This window comes from Staphylococcus arlettae, from assembly GCF_025560845.1.
GTDB classification, from domain to species: domain Bacteria; phylum Bacillota; class Bacilli; order Staphylococcales; family Staphylococcaceae; genus Staphylococcus; species Staphylococcus arlettae.
The window spans coordinates 208,869-226,054 of record NZ_CP094803.1; the positions used below are offsets into that span (position 1 = coordinate 208,869).

At 36.1% G+C, this 17,186-nt stretch carries 16 protein-coding genes and 1 riboswitch; of the genes, 13 read left to right on the top strand and 3 right to left on the bottom strand.

All coding sequences use genetic code 11. From position 1 onward, the window contains the following. Positions 1-164 precede the first annotated feature (164 nt). From allC to MUA37_RS01040, 9 genes are all read left to right on the top strand, one after another. Complete coding sequence (gene allC, locus MUA37_RS01000; RefSeq protein ID WP_142019261.1) at positions 165-1,397, top strand: allantoate deiminase; 1,233 nt, start codon at positions 165-167, stop codon at positions 1,395-1,397. Between the two features lie 85 nt (positions 1,398-1,482). Beyond that, positions 1,483-2,271: a (S)-ureidoglycine aminohydrolase gene (gene allE, locus MUA37_RS01005; protein ID WP_002510707.1), complete on the top strand. Its 789-nt coding sequence runs from the start codon at positions 1,483-1,485 to the stop codon at positions 2,269-2,271. 15 nt (positions 2,272-2,286) lie between these two features. Beyond that, positions 2,287-3,318 carry an ureidoglycolate dehydrogenase gene (gene allD, locus MUA37_RS01010; protein WP_002510706.1) on the top strand — a complete coding sequence of 344 codons (1,032 nt, stop codon included), beginning with the start codon at positions 2,287-2,289 and terminating at the stop codon, positions 3,316-3,318. Between the two features lie 115 nt (positions 3,319-3,433). Next, the gene (allD, locus tag MUA37_RS01015) at positions 3,434-4,483 is read left to right on the top strand and encodes an ureidoglycolate dehydrogenase (protein ID WP_262624743.1); all 1,050 of its coding nucleotides are present in this window, start codon (positions 3,434-3,436) and stop codon (positions 4,481-4,483) included. A gap of 15 nt (positions 4,484-4,498) precedes the next feature. Continuing rightward, positions 4,499-6,259: an acyl-CoA synthetase FdrA gene (gene fdrA / locus MUA37_RS01020; protein WP_002510704.1), complete on the top strand. Its 1,761-nt coding sequence runs from the start codon at positions 4,499-4,501 to the stop codon at positions 6,257-6,259. Position 6,260: 1 nt separating this feature from the next. Continuing rightward, positions 6,261-7,526 (top strand): YlbE family protein, encoded by a 1,266-nt coding sequence (locus tag MUA37_RS01025; protein WP_142019264.1) that lies wholly within the window; start codon positions 6,261-6,263, stop codon positions 7,524-7,526. Next, positions 7,523-8,314 carry an oxamate carbamoyltransferase subunit AllH family protein gene (locus tag MUA37_RS01030; protein ID WP_142019265.1) on the top strand — a complete coding sequence of 264 codons (792 nt, stop codon included), beginning with the start codon at positions 7,523-7,525 and terminating at the stop codon, positions 8,312-8,314. Before MUA37_RS01025 ends, MUA37_RS01030 begins: the two co-directional genes overlap by 4 nt. Next, positions 8,307-9,257 (top strand): carbamate kinase, encoded by a 951-nt coding sequence (gene arcC, locus MUA37_RS01035; protein WP_021459473.1) that lies wholly within the window; start codon positions 8,307-8,309, stop codon positions 9,255-9,257. Before MUA37_RS01030 ends, arcC begins: the two co-directional genes overlap by 8 nt. A 113-nt stretch (positions 9,258-9,370) precedes the next feature. Beyond that, entirely contained in the window at positions 9,371-10,582 is a 1,212-nt protein-coding gene (locus tag MUA37_RS01040; protein ID WP_002510700.1) for a CynX/NimT family MFS transporter, read from the top strand. A gap of 339 nt (positions 10,583-10,921) precedes the next feature. On the opposite strand, the gene MUA37_RS01045 is transcribed toward MUA37_RS01040, so the two are convergent. After that, positions 10,922-12,139, bottom strand: a complete 1,218-nt coding sequence (locus MUA37_RS01045) for a pyridoxal-phosphate-dependent aminotransferase family protein (protein ID WP_262624744.1) — start codon at positions 12,137-12,139, stop codon at positions 10,922-10,924. Positions 12,140-12,407: 268 nt separating this feature from the next. On the opposite strand from MUA37_RS01045, the gene MUA37_RS01050 reads away from it, so the two are divergent. Next, positions 12,408-12,878, top strand: coding sequence for a peptide-methionine (S)-S-oxide reductase (locus MUA37_RS01050; protein WP_002510698.1), 471 nt, complete (start codon positions 12,408-12,410; stop codon positions 12,876-12,878). A gap of 35 nt (positions 12,879-12,913) precedes the next feature. Here the strand turns inward: MUA37_RS01050 and MUA37_RS01055 are convergent, their stop codons facing one another. Then, positions 12,914-13,303: a YbaN family protein gene (locus MUA37_RS01055; protein WP_002510697.1), complete on the bottom strand. Its 390-nt coding sequence runs from the start codon at positions 13,301-13,303 to the stop codon at positions 12,914-12,916. 238 nt (positions 13,304-13,541) lie between these two features. Here MUA37_RS01055 and MUA37_RS01060 point away from each other — a divergent pair, with 238 nt between their 5' ends. The 3 genes from MUA37_RS01060 (at position 13,542) to MUA37_RS01070 (ending at position 16,099) form a co-directional block, all read left to right on the top strand. Further along, positions 13,542-14,549: a PTS sugar transporter subunit IIC gene (locus MUA37_RS01060; protein WP_107373712.1), complete on the top strand. Its 1,008-nt coding sequence runs from the start codon at positions 13,542-13,544 to the stop codon at positions 14,547-14,549. 83 nt (positions 14,550-14,632) lie between these two features. Then, a riboswitch (SAM riboswitch) is annotated at positions 14,633-14,738 on the top strand. A 69-nt stretch (positions 14,739-14,807) separates the two neighbouring features. After that, positions 14,808-14,969 (top strand): hypothetical protein, encoded by a 162-nt coding sequence (locus tag MUA37_RS01065; RefSeq protein ID WP_021459471.1) that lies wholly within the window; start codon positions 14,808-14,810, stop codon positions 14,967-14,969. A 374-nt stretch (positions 14,970-15,343) separates the two neighbouring features. Further along, positions 15,344-16,099: a sulfite exporter TauE/SafE family protein gene (locus MUA37_RS01070; RefSeq protein ID WP_002510695.1), complete on the top strand. Its 756-nt coding sequence runs from the start codon at positions 15,344-15,346 to the stop codon at positions 16,097-16,099. Positions 16,100-16,267: 168 nt separating this feature from the next. On the opposite strand, the gene MUA37_RS01075 is transcribed toward MUA37_RS01070, so the two are convergent. Further along, the gene (locus MUA37_RS01075; protein WP_262624745.1) at positions 16,268-16,936 is read right to left on the bottom strand and encodes an RluA family pseudouridine synthase; all 669 of its coding nucleotides are present in this window, start codon (positions 16,934-16,936) and stop codon (positions 16,268-16,270) included. Positions 16,937-17,186 lie beyond the last annotated feature (250 nt).

Sequence of the window (17,186 nt, forward strand, 5' to 3'; positions counted from 1 at the left end):
AGTCCTCCTAAATAGATTTTGTTAAATTTATTATCTCAAATTAAATTTTCTAAGTATTTGTGTAATTCGAATAAAACTAGGATCTATTATTGTTAATTATGTGAATGATAACTAAAATGTAAACGCTTATAATAGAATATGCAATAGAAAGGGAGTTGAATTTGATGGATATCAAATCCTATTTTGAAGCTTTAGATAAAAAATTTACTGCATTTGGTGGTTTAGAAGGCGGCGGAATTACACGTCTCCTATATTCAACTGAATGGTCAAATGCTGTACAAGCATTAAAAGAAACATTAGAGCAAGACGGATTCGAAGCAGAATTCGATAGTATTGGGAACTTAAAAGGGAAATTGGTTGGAAGTAAGTACCCTGAAGAAACAATCATGTCAGGTTCTCATATTGATACTGTAGTAGAAGGTGGACATCTTGATGGGCAATATGGCGTTCTTGCTGCATTGACAGCAATGCAAGCGTTGAAAGCAGAGTATGGTCAACCGTTACGTTCATTAGAGCTTTTAGCACTTGCAGAAGAAGAGGGTAGCAGATTCCCATACGCTTTTTGGGGAAGTAAAAACTTTTTCAACTTAGCTAATAATGCTGACGTCGAAACAATTAAAGATGGTAATGACGTCGGTTTTGTAGATGCAATGCGTCAATGTGGTTTTGATTTCCGTTCAACAGACAACACCTACGACCATATTAAAGCATTCGTTGAGGTGCACATTGAACAAGGTAAAGTGCTTGAAACAGAAGAAAAATCTATCGGTGTAGTTAATGGCATCGTAGGTCAAAAGCGTTATACGGTGAACTTAAAAGGTGAAGCTAATCATGCTGGAACTACACCTATGGGGTTACGTAACGATGCTGTCGTAGCATTTAGTAAAATTGCTAGCCAACTCACAGACAGAGTAAGAGAAATTGGCGATCCATTAGTACTAACATTTGGACGTGTAGACCCAGTACCGAATACTGTTAACGTTGTCCCTGGTGAAGTTACATTCTCGATTGATTGTCGTCATATCGACCAAGATGCATTAAATGCATTTGCAGAAGAAATAGAAAAATGTATTAGCGATGTTGCACAACAAGAAGGCGTCAACTTTGACATCGACTTATGGATGGACGAAGCACCAACACTTATGGATGATAAGTTAGTGCAAACAATTGGTGACGCTGCAACACACGTTGTAGGTGAAACAGACTATAAAACAATGCCTTCAGGTGCAGGTCACGATTCACAAATCTTTGCCAAATATGTGCCGACAGCTATGATGTTTGTGCCATCAATTAATGGTATTAGTCATAATGTTGAAGAAGAGACACGTATTGAAGATTTAATCAAAGGTGTAGAAGTGTTAAAACACGTTTTATATAAACTGGCTTACGAAGAATAATTAGTTAGCGCATGAGTTTGAGCTACTAATACACAAATTTTTAATGCAACAATAATAAATAATAAGATAAAGGAGCATTATATTTATGGGTTACTTAAATCATAATCAAGGATATAGAGAAGGATTATTAGAAACACGTTCAGTTATTAAAAAGGACAACTATGCTGTTATTACGCCAGATGGCTTAGTTAATAATGTTGTTCCAGGTTTTGAAGACTGTGATGTAACAATTTTAGGTACGCCTAGATTAGGTGCACGTTTCGTAGATTACATCGTTACATTAAAAAACCAAGGTGGTAATACTCAAGGATTTGGTGGCGATGGTGTTCAAACATTTATTTATGTTGAATATGGAAATATTAACGCGTATGCAGATGATACAAAATACGAATTATCTGCAGGTGGCTATTTATATGTGCCAGCACATCAAGTAATGACATTTGAAAACAATAACCAAAATGAAGATAGCCGTGTATTCTTATACAAAAAACGTTACCAACCTCTTGAAGGTTATACACCAGAAGTTGTTTCAGGTAACGTGAATGAAATGACACAAGAACCATATGAAGGTATGGCAGAGGTACGTATTTTAGACTTATTACCAAAAGAGTTGGCATATGATATGAACATTCATATTTTAACATTTGAGCCAGGAGCTTCACATGGCTATATTGAAACTCACGTACAAGAACATGGTGCTTACGTATTGAGCGGTCGTGGCATGTACAATTTAGATAACGAATGGCAACCAGTAGATAAAGGCGACTATATCTTTATGGGAGCTTATGCACCACAAGCAACTTATGCTGTAGGTCTTGATGAACCATTTGCGTATATCTACTCAAAAGATGCTAATAGAGATATCGAAATTTAAGGAAGGTTGTTAAGCATGAGTGAAGAAGCATTAGTATATGTCGAACGTAATGAACTACGCGAGTTATTTAAAACCAAATTAGTCAATGCGGGTCTACCTAATTATTTAGCTGATAAGACTGCTGACTTAATGATTTTTGCTGATGAGCGTGGTATTCATTCACACGGTTCGGTCCGCACGCAATATTATGCTGAACGTATTGCTAAAAAAGGGCTGAACCTTGATCCACAATTTAACTTCGAGCAAACAGGTCCTTCAACAGGTACGTACTTTGGTGATAATACTGTCGGTCATTATGTAGCATATGAAGCGATGGAAAAAGCAATTACCCTTGCAGAAGACAGTGGTATTGGCATGGTAGGTGTGAAAGAAATTGGCCACAGTGGTGCCATTGGTTACTTTGCAGAACAAGCAGCAAAACGTGGTATGGTCGCGTTAACTGTATGTCAATCAGACCCAATGGTCGTACCATTTGGTGGTACAGAACCGTATTTTGGTACTAACCCAATTGCATTTGCCGCACCTCGTGAAAATGGTGAACCTATCTTATTTGATATGGCAACAACAGTGCAAGCGTGGGGCAAAATCTTAGACGCACGTTCTAAAAATAAATCAATCCCAGACACTTGGGCTGTAGACAAAAATGGAGAGCCTACAACGGATCCATTTGAAGTTGGTGCATTATTGCCAGTGGCAGGACCTAAAGGCTATGGATTAATGATGATGATTGATATTCTATCCGGCAGCCTTCTAGGTTTACCATTTGGTAAGCACGTTACTTCTATGTATGAAGATTTATCTGAGTATAGAAGATTAGGACAATTCCATATCGTTATCAACCCGGCATTCTTTGGTGATAAAGACCAATTTTTAAAACAAGTTTCAGAAATGGTAGAAGAATTACATGCGATTAAACCGGCTAAAGGTTTTGACCAAGTATACTACCCAGGTGAAATACAAGAAGAAGTGAAAGCACAGTATAAAGAGAGTGGCATTCCAGTTGCTCAAAGTATATATGACTATTTACAGTCAGATGATATTTATTAATAGTGCAGAGTAAAGACTCGAAACTACATGTAAATTGCATCTAGTACCATGCATAACACTTCTGATGATTTAGCATTTGGCAACATTTATTGAGTACAACTAAGGAGGAATGGATATGCGTGTAACAAAACAACAATTATTTGATTTAATGAAAAACAAACTAGTCAAAGCTGGTTTAAATGAAGATGCTGCTGCAGATGTGTCAGATGTTTTAACTTTTGCTGATCATCGCGGTATTCATTCACACGGTGCTGTGAGAGTTGAATATTACTCTGAACGTATCGCCAAAGGTGGTATTACAGCACATCCGAATTACCACTTTGAACAAACAGGTCCATCTACTGCCGTTTTTGAAGGCGATAATGGCCCGGGTCATCAAGCGGCAAAACAAGCAATGGAAAAAGCAATTGCAATGGCTATAGAAAATGGTGTTGCTGTTGTTGGTGTTAAAAACATCTCACATAGTGGAGCTTTAGGCTATTTTGTAGAAATGGCAGCCGCAGAAAATATGGTTGGTTTAAGTATGTGTCAATCAGATCCAATGGTCGTACCATTTGGAGGTACTGAACCATACTTTGGTACTAACCCAATTGCATTTAGTGCACCGACAAATGACGATCGTATCGTTACTTTTGATATGGCAACAACAGTGCAAGCATGGGGCAAAGTGTTAGACGCTCGTGCGAAACATTTAGCGATTCCTGATACATGGGCTGTTAATGCAAACGGTGAGCCTACAACAGATTCAAGAGATGTCCATGCATTAGTACCAGTTGCTGGTCCTAAAGGTTACGGTTTAATGATGATGGTAGACATTTTATCAGGTAGTTTGTTAGGTGTACCACACGGTGTTCACGTTTCTTCTATGTATAAAGATTTAACTAAAGGTCGTGATTTAGGTCAGTTACACATAGTAATCAATCCTGCATATTTCACTGATTTGACTCAATTCAAAAAACAAATGACTACAATGCTAGATGAACTTAAAGCACAACCAGCGGCAGAAGGTTACGGAGAAATTTTCTACCCAGGAGAACGCGGACGTTTACGTAGTGAAAAGTATGATAAAGAAGGCATCGAAATTGTAGAGGATATTTATGATTATCTGATTTCTGAGGATGTACACTACGATCGTTATCATGGAAAAAATAGATTTGCAGAATAATATTGGAGGAACAATATGTTACACACAATAATTAAAGAAAATACGTACCAAGATTCAATTGTTTTAATGTTGTTATCTAACAAATTATCTTCAATTGAAGGTATCAATCAAGTATCTATTATGATGGGAACACCAGCAAATAAAGATATTTTCAAATCATCTGGTTTAGGTACAGATGAAATGGCTGCAGCTAAACCAAACGACATCATTATCGTTGTTGATACTGAAGATGCGGCTAAAGTTGATGAGGTCAATGAACAAGTAGATGCTGAATTAAAAGGTAAAGCAGAAAGTGCAGATAGTGGTCAAAAGCAAGACGAAGTATCTAACTGGAAACGTGCTTTAGAAGTTGCGAAAAACCCTAACTTGGCATTGATATCTATACCTGGTCAATACGCAGCAATGGAAGCGGAAAATGCTTTAAACAATAATTTAAATGTATTTATGTTTAGTGACAATGTAGCTAAAGACGATGAAGTTCGTTTAAAACAATTAGCGAATGACAAAGGTTTAGTAGTTATGGGTCCAGACTGTGGTACAGGTATTATTCACGGTATACCTTTAGCATTCACAAACATTGTGAATGAAGGCAATATTGGTGTTGTAGGAGCTTCAGGTACAGGTATTCAAGAAGTAACAACAATTATCGACCGTATGGATAAAGGTGTTACAAACGCTCTAGGTACTGGAGGTAGAGACTTATCTACTGAGGTTGGTGCTATTACGATGCTAGATAGTATTAAAGCATTAAATCATGACCCTAAAGTTAAAGTTATTACAGTTATTTCTAAGCCACCAGCTAAAGAAGTGGAAGAAAAAGTGTTAAATGTTTTAAGAAATATTGATAAACCAGTAGTGACATTATTCCTAGGTGCTAAACCAACATATACTGAAGAAAATATTTATCACGCATATACATTAGATGAAGCAGCACAAGTATCTGTACAATTAGCTAACGATGAAACACCAAGCTTTAAACCATCAGTATTAGATAATATTTCTTTAACTTTATCTGCACAACAAGATGGCATTAAAGGCTACTATTCAGGTGGAACATTAGCATCTGAAGCAGCAATGTTAGTTAAAGATACGTTAGGAGACGCTTCTGAAGGTGAAACACCAGAAGGTTATTCTTATAAAGGTGGTAATCATGAAATTATCGACTTAGGTGATGACATGTACACTCAAGGTAAACCACACCCTATGATTGATCCTTCTAAGCGTATCGAAATGTTAGAAACTTCATCTGACGATCCTGCAACTGCAGTAATTATGTTGGATAATGTAATAGGTTATGGCAGTCATGATGATATGGCAAGTCAATTAGCACCTACAATCAAGAGTGTGCTTGCAAAAGTTCAAGAAGCAGGAAGATCACTTGCGATTTTAGCTACAGTAGTTGGTACAGAGCATGATAAACAAGGCTACCAAGACCAAATTGATATCTTAAAAGAAGCAGGCGCTGTTGTTTGTGCAACAAACGATGAAATGGTGCGTACTGCATTACACTTAATCGGTAAAGATGTGGCACAACCACAACGTGAACTACGTTCATTTGAAGCACAGTCAGTAGACTTAACTGTGGATGAAAAAGTAATGAACTTAATTAATACGAAACCAAGTGTTATCAATATTGGATTACAAAGTTTCACAGAAGCGATTCAAGCGAGTGACGCAGAAGTAGTGCAATTTAACTGGCGTCCAATTGCCGGTGGAGACGAAAAATTAATGAAAGTACTACAGTTTTTAAATAACTATGAAGGGGAGACAGTTTAACATGGGATACAAAACTATAGATGAAGCGAATCAGGCTGTTATCGACAAAATGATTGCTGCAGCGCCATTTTTAGTAGATGTGGTACCAGCAAAATCAAAAATTCCTGAACTTACTGACCATGTACTATTACATGCTGGTCCGCCAATTCAATATGAGAACATGACAGACCCAATGCAAGGCTCATGTGTAGGTGCAATCCTATTTGAAGGCTGGGCAAGCAATGAACAAGAAGCTCGTAAATTATTGGAAAATGGCGATATTACTTTTATCCCATGTCACCATGTAAATGCAGTAGGGCCAATGGGTGGTATTACATCTGCTAATATGCCTGTTCTAGTAGTAGAGAATAGAGAAAGTGGCAACGAAGCATATTGCCAAATGAATGAAGGTATTGGTGCTGTGCTACGTTTCGGTGCTTATAACGAAACAGTAGTTAATCGTTTGCATTGGATGAAAGATGTCTTAGGTCCAGTGTTGAGTAAAGCATTAGCACAAATGGAAAGTGGTTTAAACGTTAACGTATTAATTGCCAAAGCAATTGCTATGGGAGACGAATTCCATCAACGTAATATTGCTGCATCATTAGCGTTCCTTAAAGAATTAGCACCTATCATTTCAGAATTAGAAGACGTTGAACCAACAAAACGTACCGAAGTTATTCAATTCTTAGCTGATACTGATCAATTCTTCTTAAATGTTGCAATGGCAACTGGTAAAGCAATGATGGATGCAGCAAGACAAATCCAACACGGTACTGTAGTAACAGCTATGTGTCGTAATGGGGAAAACTTTGGTGTACGTATTGCAGGTATGGGTGATGAGTGGTTTACTGCACCTGTTAATACACCAGAAGGATTATACTTTACAGGTTACTCTGCAGATGATGCTAATACGGATATCGGAGATTCAGCAATTACTGAAACAATCGGTGTCGGTGGTATGGCTATGATTGCAGCACCTGCAGTAACACGCTTTGTAGGTACTGGTGGATTTGATGATGCATTAAGTATTAGTAACGAAATGACTGAAATTTGTATCGGTGAAAATCCTAACTTCTCAATCCCAACATGGAACTTTAAAGGTGCATGTTTAGGTATTGATGCACGCAAAGTTGTTGAAACTGGAATAACTCCTGTAATCAATACAGGTATTGCACATAAAATTGCTGGTTACGGTCAAATTGGAGCAGGTACAGTACATCCTCCAATTGAGTGTTTCGAAAAAGCAATCACAGCCTATGCACAAAAGTTAGGACTTAGTGTGTGATTTTACGCGCACAATCAATTGGACGAGTAGCTTATGATTATTTAGTACAACGTAATACATGGACAGTGCATAGTATTTTCAATAAGGGTTTTAATATAATTACTAAAAACAATCAATTAATATTTATCGGCACAACAGAAAATGGAACATTTCCGTTTGGCATTGTCGTGGATAGCCAAACGCGAGATGAACTCCTCGCCCAAATTGTTGTAGGACAAGAGATTAAGGTAGGCTATAGTACGCTAGAATTCAATTCAGCCTACCAACTCTTTTGGCGTCTCGAAACGATATTAAGTGAACAGCCACCCCACAATCAATATTTAGAAGACCTCACAGAAAATATAACTACTTTCTATTTTTCGGAGTATGAAGATTCGGATTTTGATTTTGCAACGATGCGTCGATTCATTAACGCCTTAACAACAACAGATAAAATGACTGTTGAACAAATGTTACGCTATGTTATTGGAAGAGGCCAAGGGCTAACTCCTACTGGTGATGATATTTTAACAGGTATTTTATTCATCCATTCCATCCAACCGTATATAGAAACGCTTCATTTAGAAACGTTAAGGCAATTATTGGATGAATCACTAACGACACGCGTTTCAGAAACATTTCTACACTGTGCACTCAATGGATTATTTAGTTCGAAAGTCAAAATTTTACAAGATGAGCCATCTATCGTCCGTTTGAACCAACTGCTTGAAGTTGGTTCATCTTCTGGTAAAGACACTTTGTATGGCATTTATATATCATTAACTTTAAGGAGTGAAACGTATGGATAAGCGAGTCGTACTTGCTTTAGGTGGTAACGCAATTTTACAACCAAAACAAGAAGCTTCATACGAAAATCAATATAATAATGTGTTCTCTGCTACACGTAAAATGGCAGAAATGAAAAAAATTGGTCACAATGTAGTGATCACTCATGGTAATGGACCACAAGTAGGTAATATTATTGCCCAAAATGAAGCAGCTAAAGATATTGTAAATCCATTGCCGATCAATGCATGTAACGCAGAATCACAAGGATTTATTGGTTACATGATGGAAGAAGCTCTAAAAAATCATTTAAATGATTTAGATATGGATAGCGATGTAGTAACATTGTTAACAATGGTAGAAGTAGATAAAAATGATTCTGCTTTTGATAATCCAACGAAACCGATTGGTGTATTTTTCGATGAAATTGAAGCGAAACGTTTGGAAAATGAGAAAGGCTTTGTCATGGTAGAAGATGCTGGTAGAGGTTATCGTCGTGTAGTACCTTCACCAGAACCACTTGTTATTCATGGCGTAAGACAAATTAAAAACCTTATTGACCAAGCAATTGTTATTTCATCTGGCGGTGGAGGAATTCCAGTCTATCGCGATGACAATGGTACCATCCAAGGTGTAGAAGCTGTAATTGATAAAGACCGTTCTGGCTTGAAATTAGCTGAACAAGTCGAAGCTGATACATTTATGATGTTAACGGATGTTTCGAATGTATACATTAATTTCGGAAAAGAAAATGAACAAAAATTAGAAACTATTTCAGTTACTGAAGCGAAACAATACGTAAGTGAAGATCAATTCCCAGCAGGTAGTATGCTACCAAAAATTGAAGCAGCGATTCAATTTGCTGAAATGGGTAAAGAGGCAATCATTTGCTCACTAGACGAAGCTATTGAAGCTTTAGAAGGTAAAGCAGGTACACGTATTGTCTTAGAAAAAGCAACAGTTTAAGTTATTTATATAGGCAGCTTACGAATCGATCAACATTTTTGTTTGTTCGGTTCGTTGCCTTTTATTAGCAGTGTTAAAAAATAATGTAATATTTTATAGAAAGGTGGTATAAGATGAGTGAACCCTATAAAGTACATAGAATAAAAGAAAATTGGGGTGTGATTTTAGCAATTATCTTTATTGCGTCCACATTGCGTGCACCTTTGACTTCTGTTGGTCCAGTTGTTGGAGAAATAAAACATGTGTTGGACATCAATAACAGTGTTGCTGGCGTCTTAACCACCATCCCGTTGCTTATTTTTGCTATTGTATCACCACTGGTTTCGAAAGTAACTGCACGTTTAACGATGTCTCGCACAATATTGTTCTCTACGATTTTATTAATCATTGCCTTAATATTACGTGTTGCAGGCGATATTAATATCTTTATTATTGGCACAATATTATTAGGGATTGCTATTGCTTTTGGTAATGTAGTATTACCGAGCTATGTGAAGTGGTATTTTCCATTACAAATTGGAGTAGCTACAGGTATTTATAGTGGCACGATGAATTTCACTGCCGGATTAGGTGGTGGTTTAAGTGTTCCATTATCAGACATGTCTCCTTTAGGCTTTAGATTATCTTTATCATTTTGGATAATCTTAGCGATTATTGCGATTATTTTATGGATACCTAAAGCAAAAAATGGTGCTAAGTTGGAACGCACAACTGTAGACCATACTACTACAAGCAAACCGCATAAAGTCAATATTGCACGTTCTAAGTTGGCGTGGATGGTTGCTTTAACGATGGGTTTTCAATCTATGGTTTTTTATACGGTAGTGGCGTGGGTACCATCTATTTTAATTGATAGAGGTCTTGATCCATCTACAGCAGGTTACTTGTTTATGCTCAATCAATTTTCACAAGTGCCTATGACGTTTACGTTCCCAATCATTGCCTCTAAGTTAAAGGATCAACGTATTTTAGTTGTCATTATTACGTTGTTATTCTTAATAGGCTTTAGCTTATTCTTTACGCAGTCGCTCGTATTATTAGTTATAGGTATAATTATTGCAGGTCTTGCAATGGGTGCTTGTTTCAGTTTATGTATGACGTTCTTCTCTATTAGAGCACGTACAGGTGATGGCAGTATTGCCTTATCAGGATTTGGACAGTCTGTCGGTTATTTAATTGCGGCAATTGGTCCTTTCTTTATAGGTTATTTACATGACGTTACTGGTGGTTGGAATTCAGGCATTATCGCCTTATTAATAATGGCATTGTGTTTCTTTATCTTTGGTTACCCTGCCTCAAAAAATAGAGTAGTTGAAGATAATTAATGAGTTGAAATGAAAAAAACTCAACCATACATTTAGTTATGGTTGAGCTCAGACTGTCGACAAAGTCTCTGACTTTGTGGGCAGTTTTTTTATGCACGCTTTCCGAGGGCACTGACTCAACCTGTAGTCTTCGGCTAGTGCTATTCCCGCAGGAGTTGGCATAAATTACTGCTAATCTATAGAAAGGTGAACTAATATTTAAGGTCGCTTACTAACAAAAAATTATATATAGAAAATAAACAACCCCTTCGCAAATTAATGCGAAGGGGTGTCTACGTTCTGAGGGCAACGATATTAGTTATAGTTGAGCTTTTATTGATGTAGTGTGTGTTTAAATAATTAATGATTGTCGTAGTAGTTTATTAAAGTATCCATCGCTTTAGTTGGGTCAATTCCTGTAACCCCTTGTTGACTCAAATACAGTGAAAATACAGAAAGGAATGTTAAAATATTTTGTTTGTTTACGGCATACCCCATTAAGCCAATACGCCAAATTTTACCAGTTAAGTCGCCAAATGAGCCGGCAATTTCGATGCCATAATTACGCAATAAACCATCTCTAAAAGCAGCATCATCAATGCCTTCAGGAATATTGACACAAATGACCATTTTCATTTCGTTGTCACTATCACCAAATATTTCTAAGCCTAATGCTTCTAAAGCAGCTTTTAAGCCACGGTGGTGGTATTCATGACGTTGTGCACGTGCTTCAACACCTTCTTTTAATGCTAATTTTAACCCAACATTCAAACCATAAATGGCTGTGGTAGCTTCTGTGTGATGATTTAAACGTTTAGGGCTCCAATAGTCTTGTAATTGTGTTAAATCTAAGTAGTTGCTACGTATAAAATGATCTTGTTCGGTAGTTTCACCAGAGCGAATACCTAATTCAACACGTTTACGCTTATTAATTTCTTCACTAAAACGTTCATTAAAAGTGATAGGTGTGATGCCTGAAGGTATAGATAAACATTTTTGAGCACCACCAACTACAGCATCAAGCTGCCATTTATCAACAGGAATGACTGCACCTTGATAGGTAGCTACAGCATCAACGACAGAGAAGATTCCACGTTCTTTACACGCTTGACCAATTTTGTCGATTGGCTGTAAGCGACCTGTAGATGTTTCGCCGTGAACGATTGCCAACACACTCGGTTGATACTTATCAAGCGCTGCAATAATCTCTTCTTGAGCGAATACTTCACCCATTGGCTTGTGAATATTATGTACAATACCGCCAGCACGGGTAACTAACTCTGTAAACAAATAGCCAAAACGGCCGATGATTGGAACAAGTACTTCATCGCCTGGTTTCACGATGCTTGAAATAACAGCTTCTAAGCCTGAACGACTCGTGCCATCAATTGGAAATGACCATTGATTTGTTGTTAAAAATGACTGACGGATGAGCTCCATCGTTTCATTCATAATTTCTACGAATTCATAATCAAATTGTCCTAATATAGAATTAGACATTGCTTGAGACACTCTTGGGTCAACGCTTACAGGTCCAGGAGTCATAATTAATCTCTTGTTGATTTTTAAATCATCCATGTTTAAAACCTCATTTTCTTTAAATTGTGTCATCATATATTATAACGAATAGTTTTGGAGTTTTATTCGTTTAATGTGATGAAATTTTTATGCTAATTTGTGCGAATATTACAAAAATTCGTCATTATCAACAATTATTACTCTAGCATCTATAATTTTGATTTTCATGTATTTCAGTTTACAATAAGTTGAAATAGTTGAGTACAGTTTACAACAAACATTTAACGTTTGGAGATATACCATAGTAACTTAAGAGGAGGACGGCAATTTGGAAGTTGTTTATTTAGCGGGTGGTTGTTTATGGGGTGTACAAGCTTTTGTACAAACATTACCAGGAGTCGTTGAGACGGAAGCGGGCCGCGCAAATGGCACTACACAAACGTTAGACAGCCCGTATGATGGCTACGTCGAATGTGTAAAAACAACGTTTGATCCGACAAAAACATCAGTCGAAACTTTACTTTCACAATTATTTGAAATTATCGATCCTTATAGTGTAAACCAACAAGGTGATGATATAGGTGAAAAATATCGTACAGGTATCTATAGTGAAGATAGTACCCATTTACAAAGTGCTACTGAGTGGCTCACTAATAGAGCAGATTATGCGGAGATTGCAGTGGAAGTACAATTACTCAGTAATTATGTAAAAAGTGCTGAAATACATCAACATCATTTGGCCAAATATCCTAATGATTATTGTCATATACCTCAGACATTAATGTTGAAATATAAATAAACACAACGGTGGTCATAATAAGCACACTGTTGTGTTTAGTCATCAGTATTATACTCTTTAGGGAGTGTTTTAATAAATGCAAATAAGACTACCGTTTGGCACAGTAACATAAATGCTAAACCGACACGAATCGGTGTAATGTCTATGACAAAAATAGAAAATCCAACAACAATATAGACACTTATGAGCATTTTCAATTTTTGTTTCATCGTATAACCTTTATTCTCTTTGAAGCTCTGTATATAATTTTTATAAACTTTTGTAGCTACGAGCCAATTATGGAATTTATCTGAACTTTTGGCAAAGCATAGTACAGCCAATAAAATAAACGGAGTGGTAGGTAATAAGGGTAATATAGAACCTAAAAAGCCTAAAATTGTGCACAAAATACCAAGGACTAATAATAGTGGTTTTAACAACTTCATAATATTTTACCCCTAATTTTAATGATAGTGATTCTCACTTATTTAAGTTTATTGAAGAGTTAGCAACATGTCAATGTTTCCACGTTTCTGTCAAAAATTCGTTGAAATATTAGAGGTCACTTCCTACGAAAGTTATACATATTATGATTTAATTACGTTTCATTAAAAACACACTTTTGATTGATGATTTGGGCTATAATCGTAGATACAGTCTAAGATAAATAAAGAGGGATTATAAATGAAAGCATATTTAAATAGATGGTTTATTGAAGCATTGAGCTATATGACACTCGGGTTGTTCGGCTCACTCATCATTGGCTTACTATTAAATACAATTGGTAAGCAGACAGTATGGCCACAAGTAGATTTGAGCTTTTTAGCACAAATTGGTGATGTAGCAATGAGTATGACGGGGGGCGCTATTGGTGCAGCCATCGCATATGGATTGAAATCTAAGCCACTAGTAATATTTTCTTGTGTCATCGTAGGTACATTAGGATATGATACATTTGGCGGTGGCCCAGTAGGAGCGTATATTGCTACGTTGGTAGTAGTAGAAATAAGTCGTTTTTATGCTAGTAAAACAAAAATTGACATTATCATTACTCCATTATTAACACTCATTATAGGAGGAGCGGTAGCTAAATTTTTAGGATCAGCTTTAAATGAATTTATGACATCATTAGGCAAAGTTATAAATATTGCTACAGGTCAGCAACCTTTAGTGATGGGAATTATTGTAGCTGTAATATTTGGTTTGACGTTAACTGCTCCAATTTCTAGTGCGGCTTTAGCATTAATGCTTGATTTGAGCGGATTGGCAGCGGGCGCAGCGACGATTGGTTGTTCTGCACAAATGGTAGGTTTTGCTGTTAATGGATTTAAAGATAATCGCTGGAGTGGACTTATCTCTGTTGGCATAGGTACGAGTATGCTACAAGTACCAAATATTATTAAAAATCCAATGATTTTATTACCACCAACATTAGCGAGTGCTATCGTGGCTCCACTCATGACCTTATGGTTTCCAATGACAAATAATGCAGCAGGTGCAGGTATGGGGACAAGTGGTTTAATAGGACAAATTATGACGATACATACGATGGGTTCTTCACTAAATACATGGGTATTAATTCTAGCATTTCACATTGTTTTACCAATCATCGTGAGCTATACAATTTATTCTATTTGTGTGCGCCGAAATTGGATAAAAGACGGAGACCACCGATTACAAACTGTAGAGTAAAGCATAGAAAAATGCGTTATACAAGCAAATAACTTACATAAAGATAAAATTTCATGTAAGCTAAATATAAATAAATATAGTTCGTCTTATTGAGAGTGAGTGAAGGGAATTGGCCCTATGATACTCCGGCAACAGCATTATTTGATGCGATGTGCCAAATCCAACAGGTAGTAACCTGAATGATAAGAAGATGTGTGGAAAGCTCTTCTTATTAATAGAAGAGCTATTTTTATTAATTTATAATTAGGTGGTAATAACATGTCTACATTGAACGAGCTATTTCAGCAATTAAATTACTGGAAGTCTTATAAACCGGTGAATACAGCAAGCAGTATTTTACGAGTTAATAAAATTAGACAATGCGAAAATAAAATTAGTGCACATATTTATGCTAAATTCAATATGAATGATGAAAGCTAATAAAGAAAAGAGGCTGGGACAAGATTGATTCGTCCTAGTCTCTTGTCATATTGGCAGTAGCTGACTGCATTGAAAATGCGCTTCAAACCAAGCTTTTTTCAACGCTAGTCATCCTTGCCGGGGTGGGACGACGAAATCAATTTTTTCAAAATCAGATTTCTGTCCCACTCCCTTTTATTGTGTGTCACGAAAGTATTTGAAAATAATCTGTGTGCATTTGATGAAGTGCCGGCAATTTAATATAATTAAAGTAATGTTAGAAACAATATAGAAAGGAGAACAGTAATGAAGTGTGATCAACAATTAAATAATAAAATTACTGTGACCCATTTACGTATATCGGAAAGCTCAATTCAATCTTTGGTGAACAATAAATGACCATTATACTTGTGATGTTGTTTATAGGTGCGTTTGGTGGATTTATTTCTGGTTTAGTGGGCATAGGTGGCGCTATTATTATTTATCCTATTTTGTTATTTATTCCACCATTATTAGGCTTACCTGAATACAGTGCTTATGTAGCATCAGGTTTAACAGCTGTCCAAGTGTTTTTTAGCACACTTAGTGGCAGTATTAAAGCAGCGACACGACCCGATTTCACACCTTCTTTAGTGTTACAGATGGGTGTGGGTATGATTATTGGAAGTACCGTTGGAGCGATTTGTGCCAATTTATTAAACGAAAATTTTGTGAATATCGTTTACATTATTATAGCTTTGCTAGCGTTATGTTTAATGTTTATAGAACCTAAACATAATCGATATCATAAGTCTTATAACCAATTACTATTAATGTTTTTAGGTGGAGTAATCGGACTTATTTCAGGTATTGTTGGTGCAGGTGGCGCATTTATTATTATTCCAGTATTACTTGTTATTTTTAAACTGCCAATGAAACAAGTTGTTGCTAATAGTATAGTTATTGCCTTTATTTCTTCAATCGGAGCCTTTGGGGTTAAATTATTTCAAGGATTTATCCCTTTTGAGGAAGCACTTGGTTTAATTATCGGAAGTATCATTTTCGCTCAAGTTGGTATGAAAGTCGGCCAAAAAACACCAAGTAAGATCCAAAGTTTAATAATTATTGTATTTATAGTTATTGCGATTATCCAAATTTTAATGAATTTATAGGTCAAAAGTTCTTTGAAGCGTATCTCTAACAGTCAAGTACAGTTGAGAAACGGCTAAAGCACACCACAAATACGGTTATTGACTTGCCGTTATACTCTTGACGAAGGCTAACGGCTGTCTACAATCTGAAAAGCGTATGTACAAACATTTACTGTTGTACATACGCTTTTATAATAACTGTTCCCACAATCTTCCGGAAGGTCGTGAGTTTACTGTGATAATTTCATCTTTGGTAGGGTGTTTAACACTAAGTTCGGATGCCCATAACGCAATTTGTTGACCGTGTTTATTGACGTGTTGACCATACTTTTGGTCACCGTATAAAGGTAACCCTTGGTTCGCAAATTGTACTCTTATTTGGTGGGATCGACCCGTATGTAATTTTACTTTTACTAGGCTTTTATTGTTGACTGTGCGTAACAATTGATAATCGAGTATTGCCTGTTTCGCCTGTTTATTTTTCGGTGTACTTACATAGACGATGTTTTTAGTACGATCTTTCCATAAGTAATCCGTTAATTTGCCAGTTTGTTGTAATGGTTGACCGTGTATAATCGCTAAATAAGTTCTGTAAATTTTTTGTTTTCTTAGTTCATTTGCTAATCTTGAAGCGGTTTTTGAGGTCTTAGCGAATACCATAGCGCCACCTACTGGGCGGTCTAAACGATGGACTAATCCAAGATATACGGCGCCTGGTTTATTATATTTATTTTTAATGTACTTTTTTAATATAGTTAATAAGTCTTCATCTCTCGAATTATCAGCTTGTACAGGCACATTGATTGGTTTTTCTACCATTAATAAATGATTGTCCTCATAAAGCACATCAATATCCATGTTATACCTCCTTGTGACATACGCTCTATATAAAAATACTGTTTTATTTTATTTTTTTTATAAAAACAAAGTAGGTTTTATTTAAAATTGCATTAATATATGATAATAGCAAACAAGTTATTAAACTTCAATATCCATTTATATAAATAAACAATATAAGTTTGAAAATATAAACATAATCCATTATTTTTATATAATTAATGAAATAAGGGTAAAAAACTTTATAATTGTATGATTAATTATTTCTTGC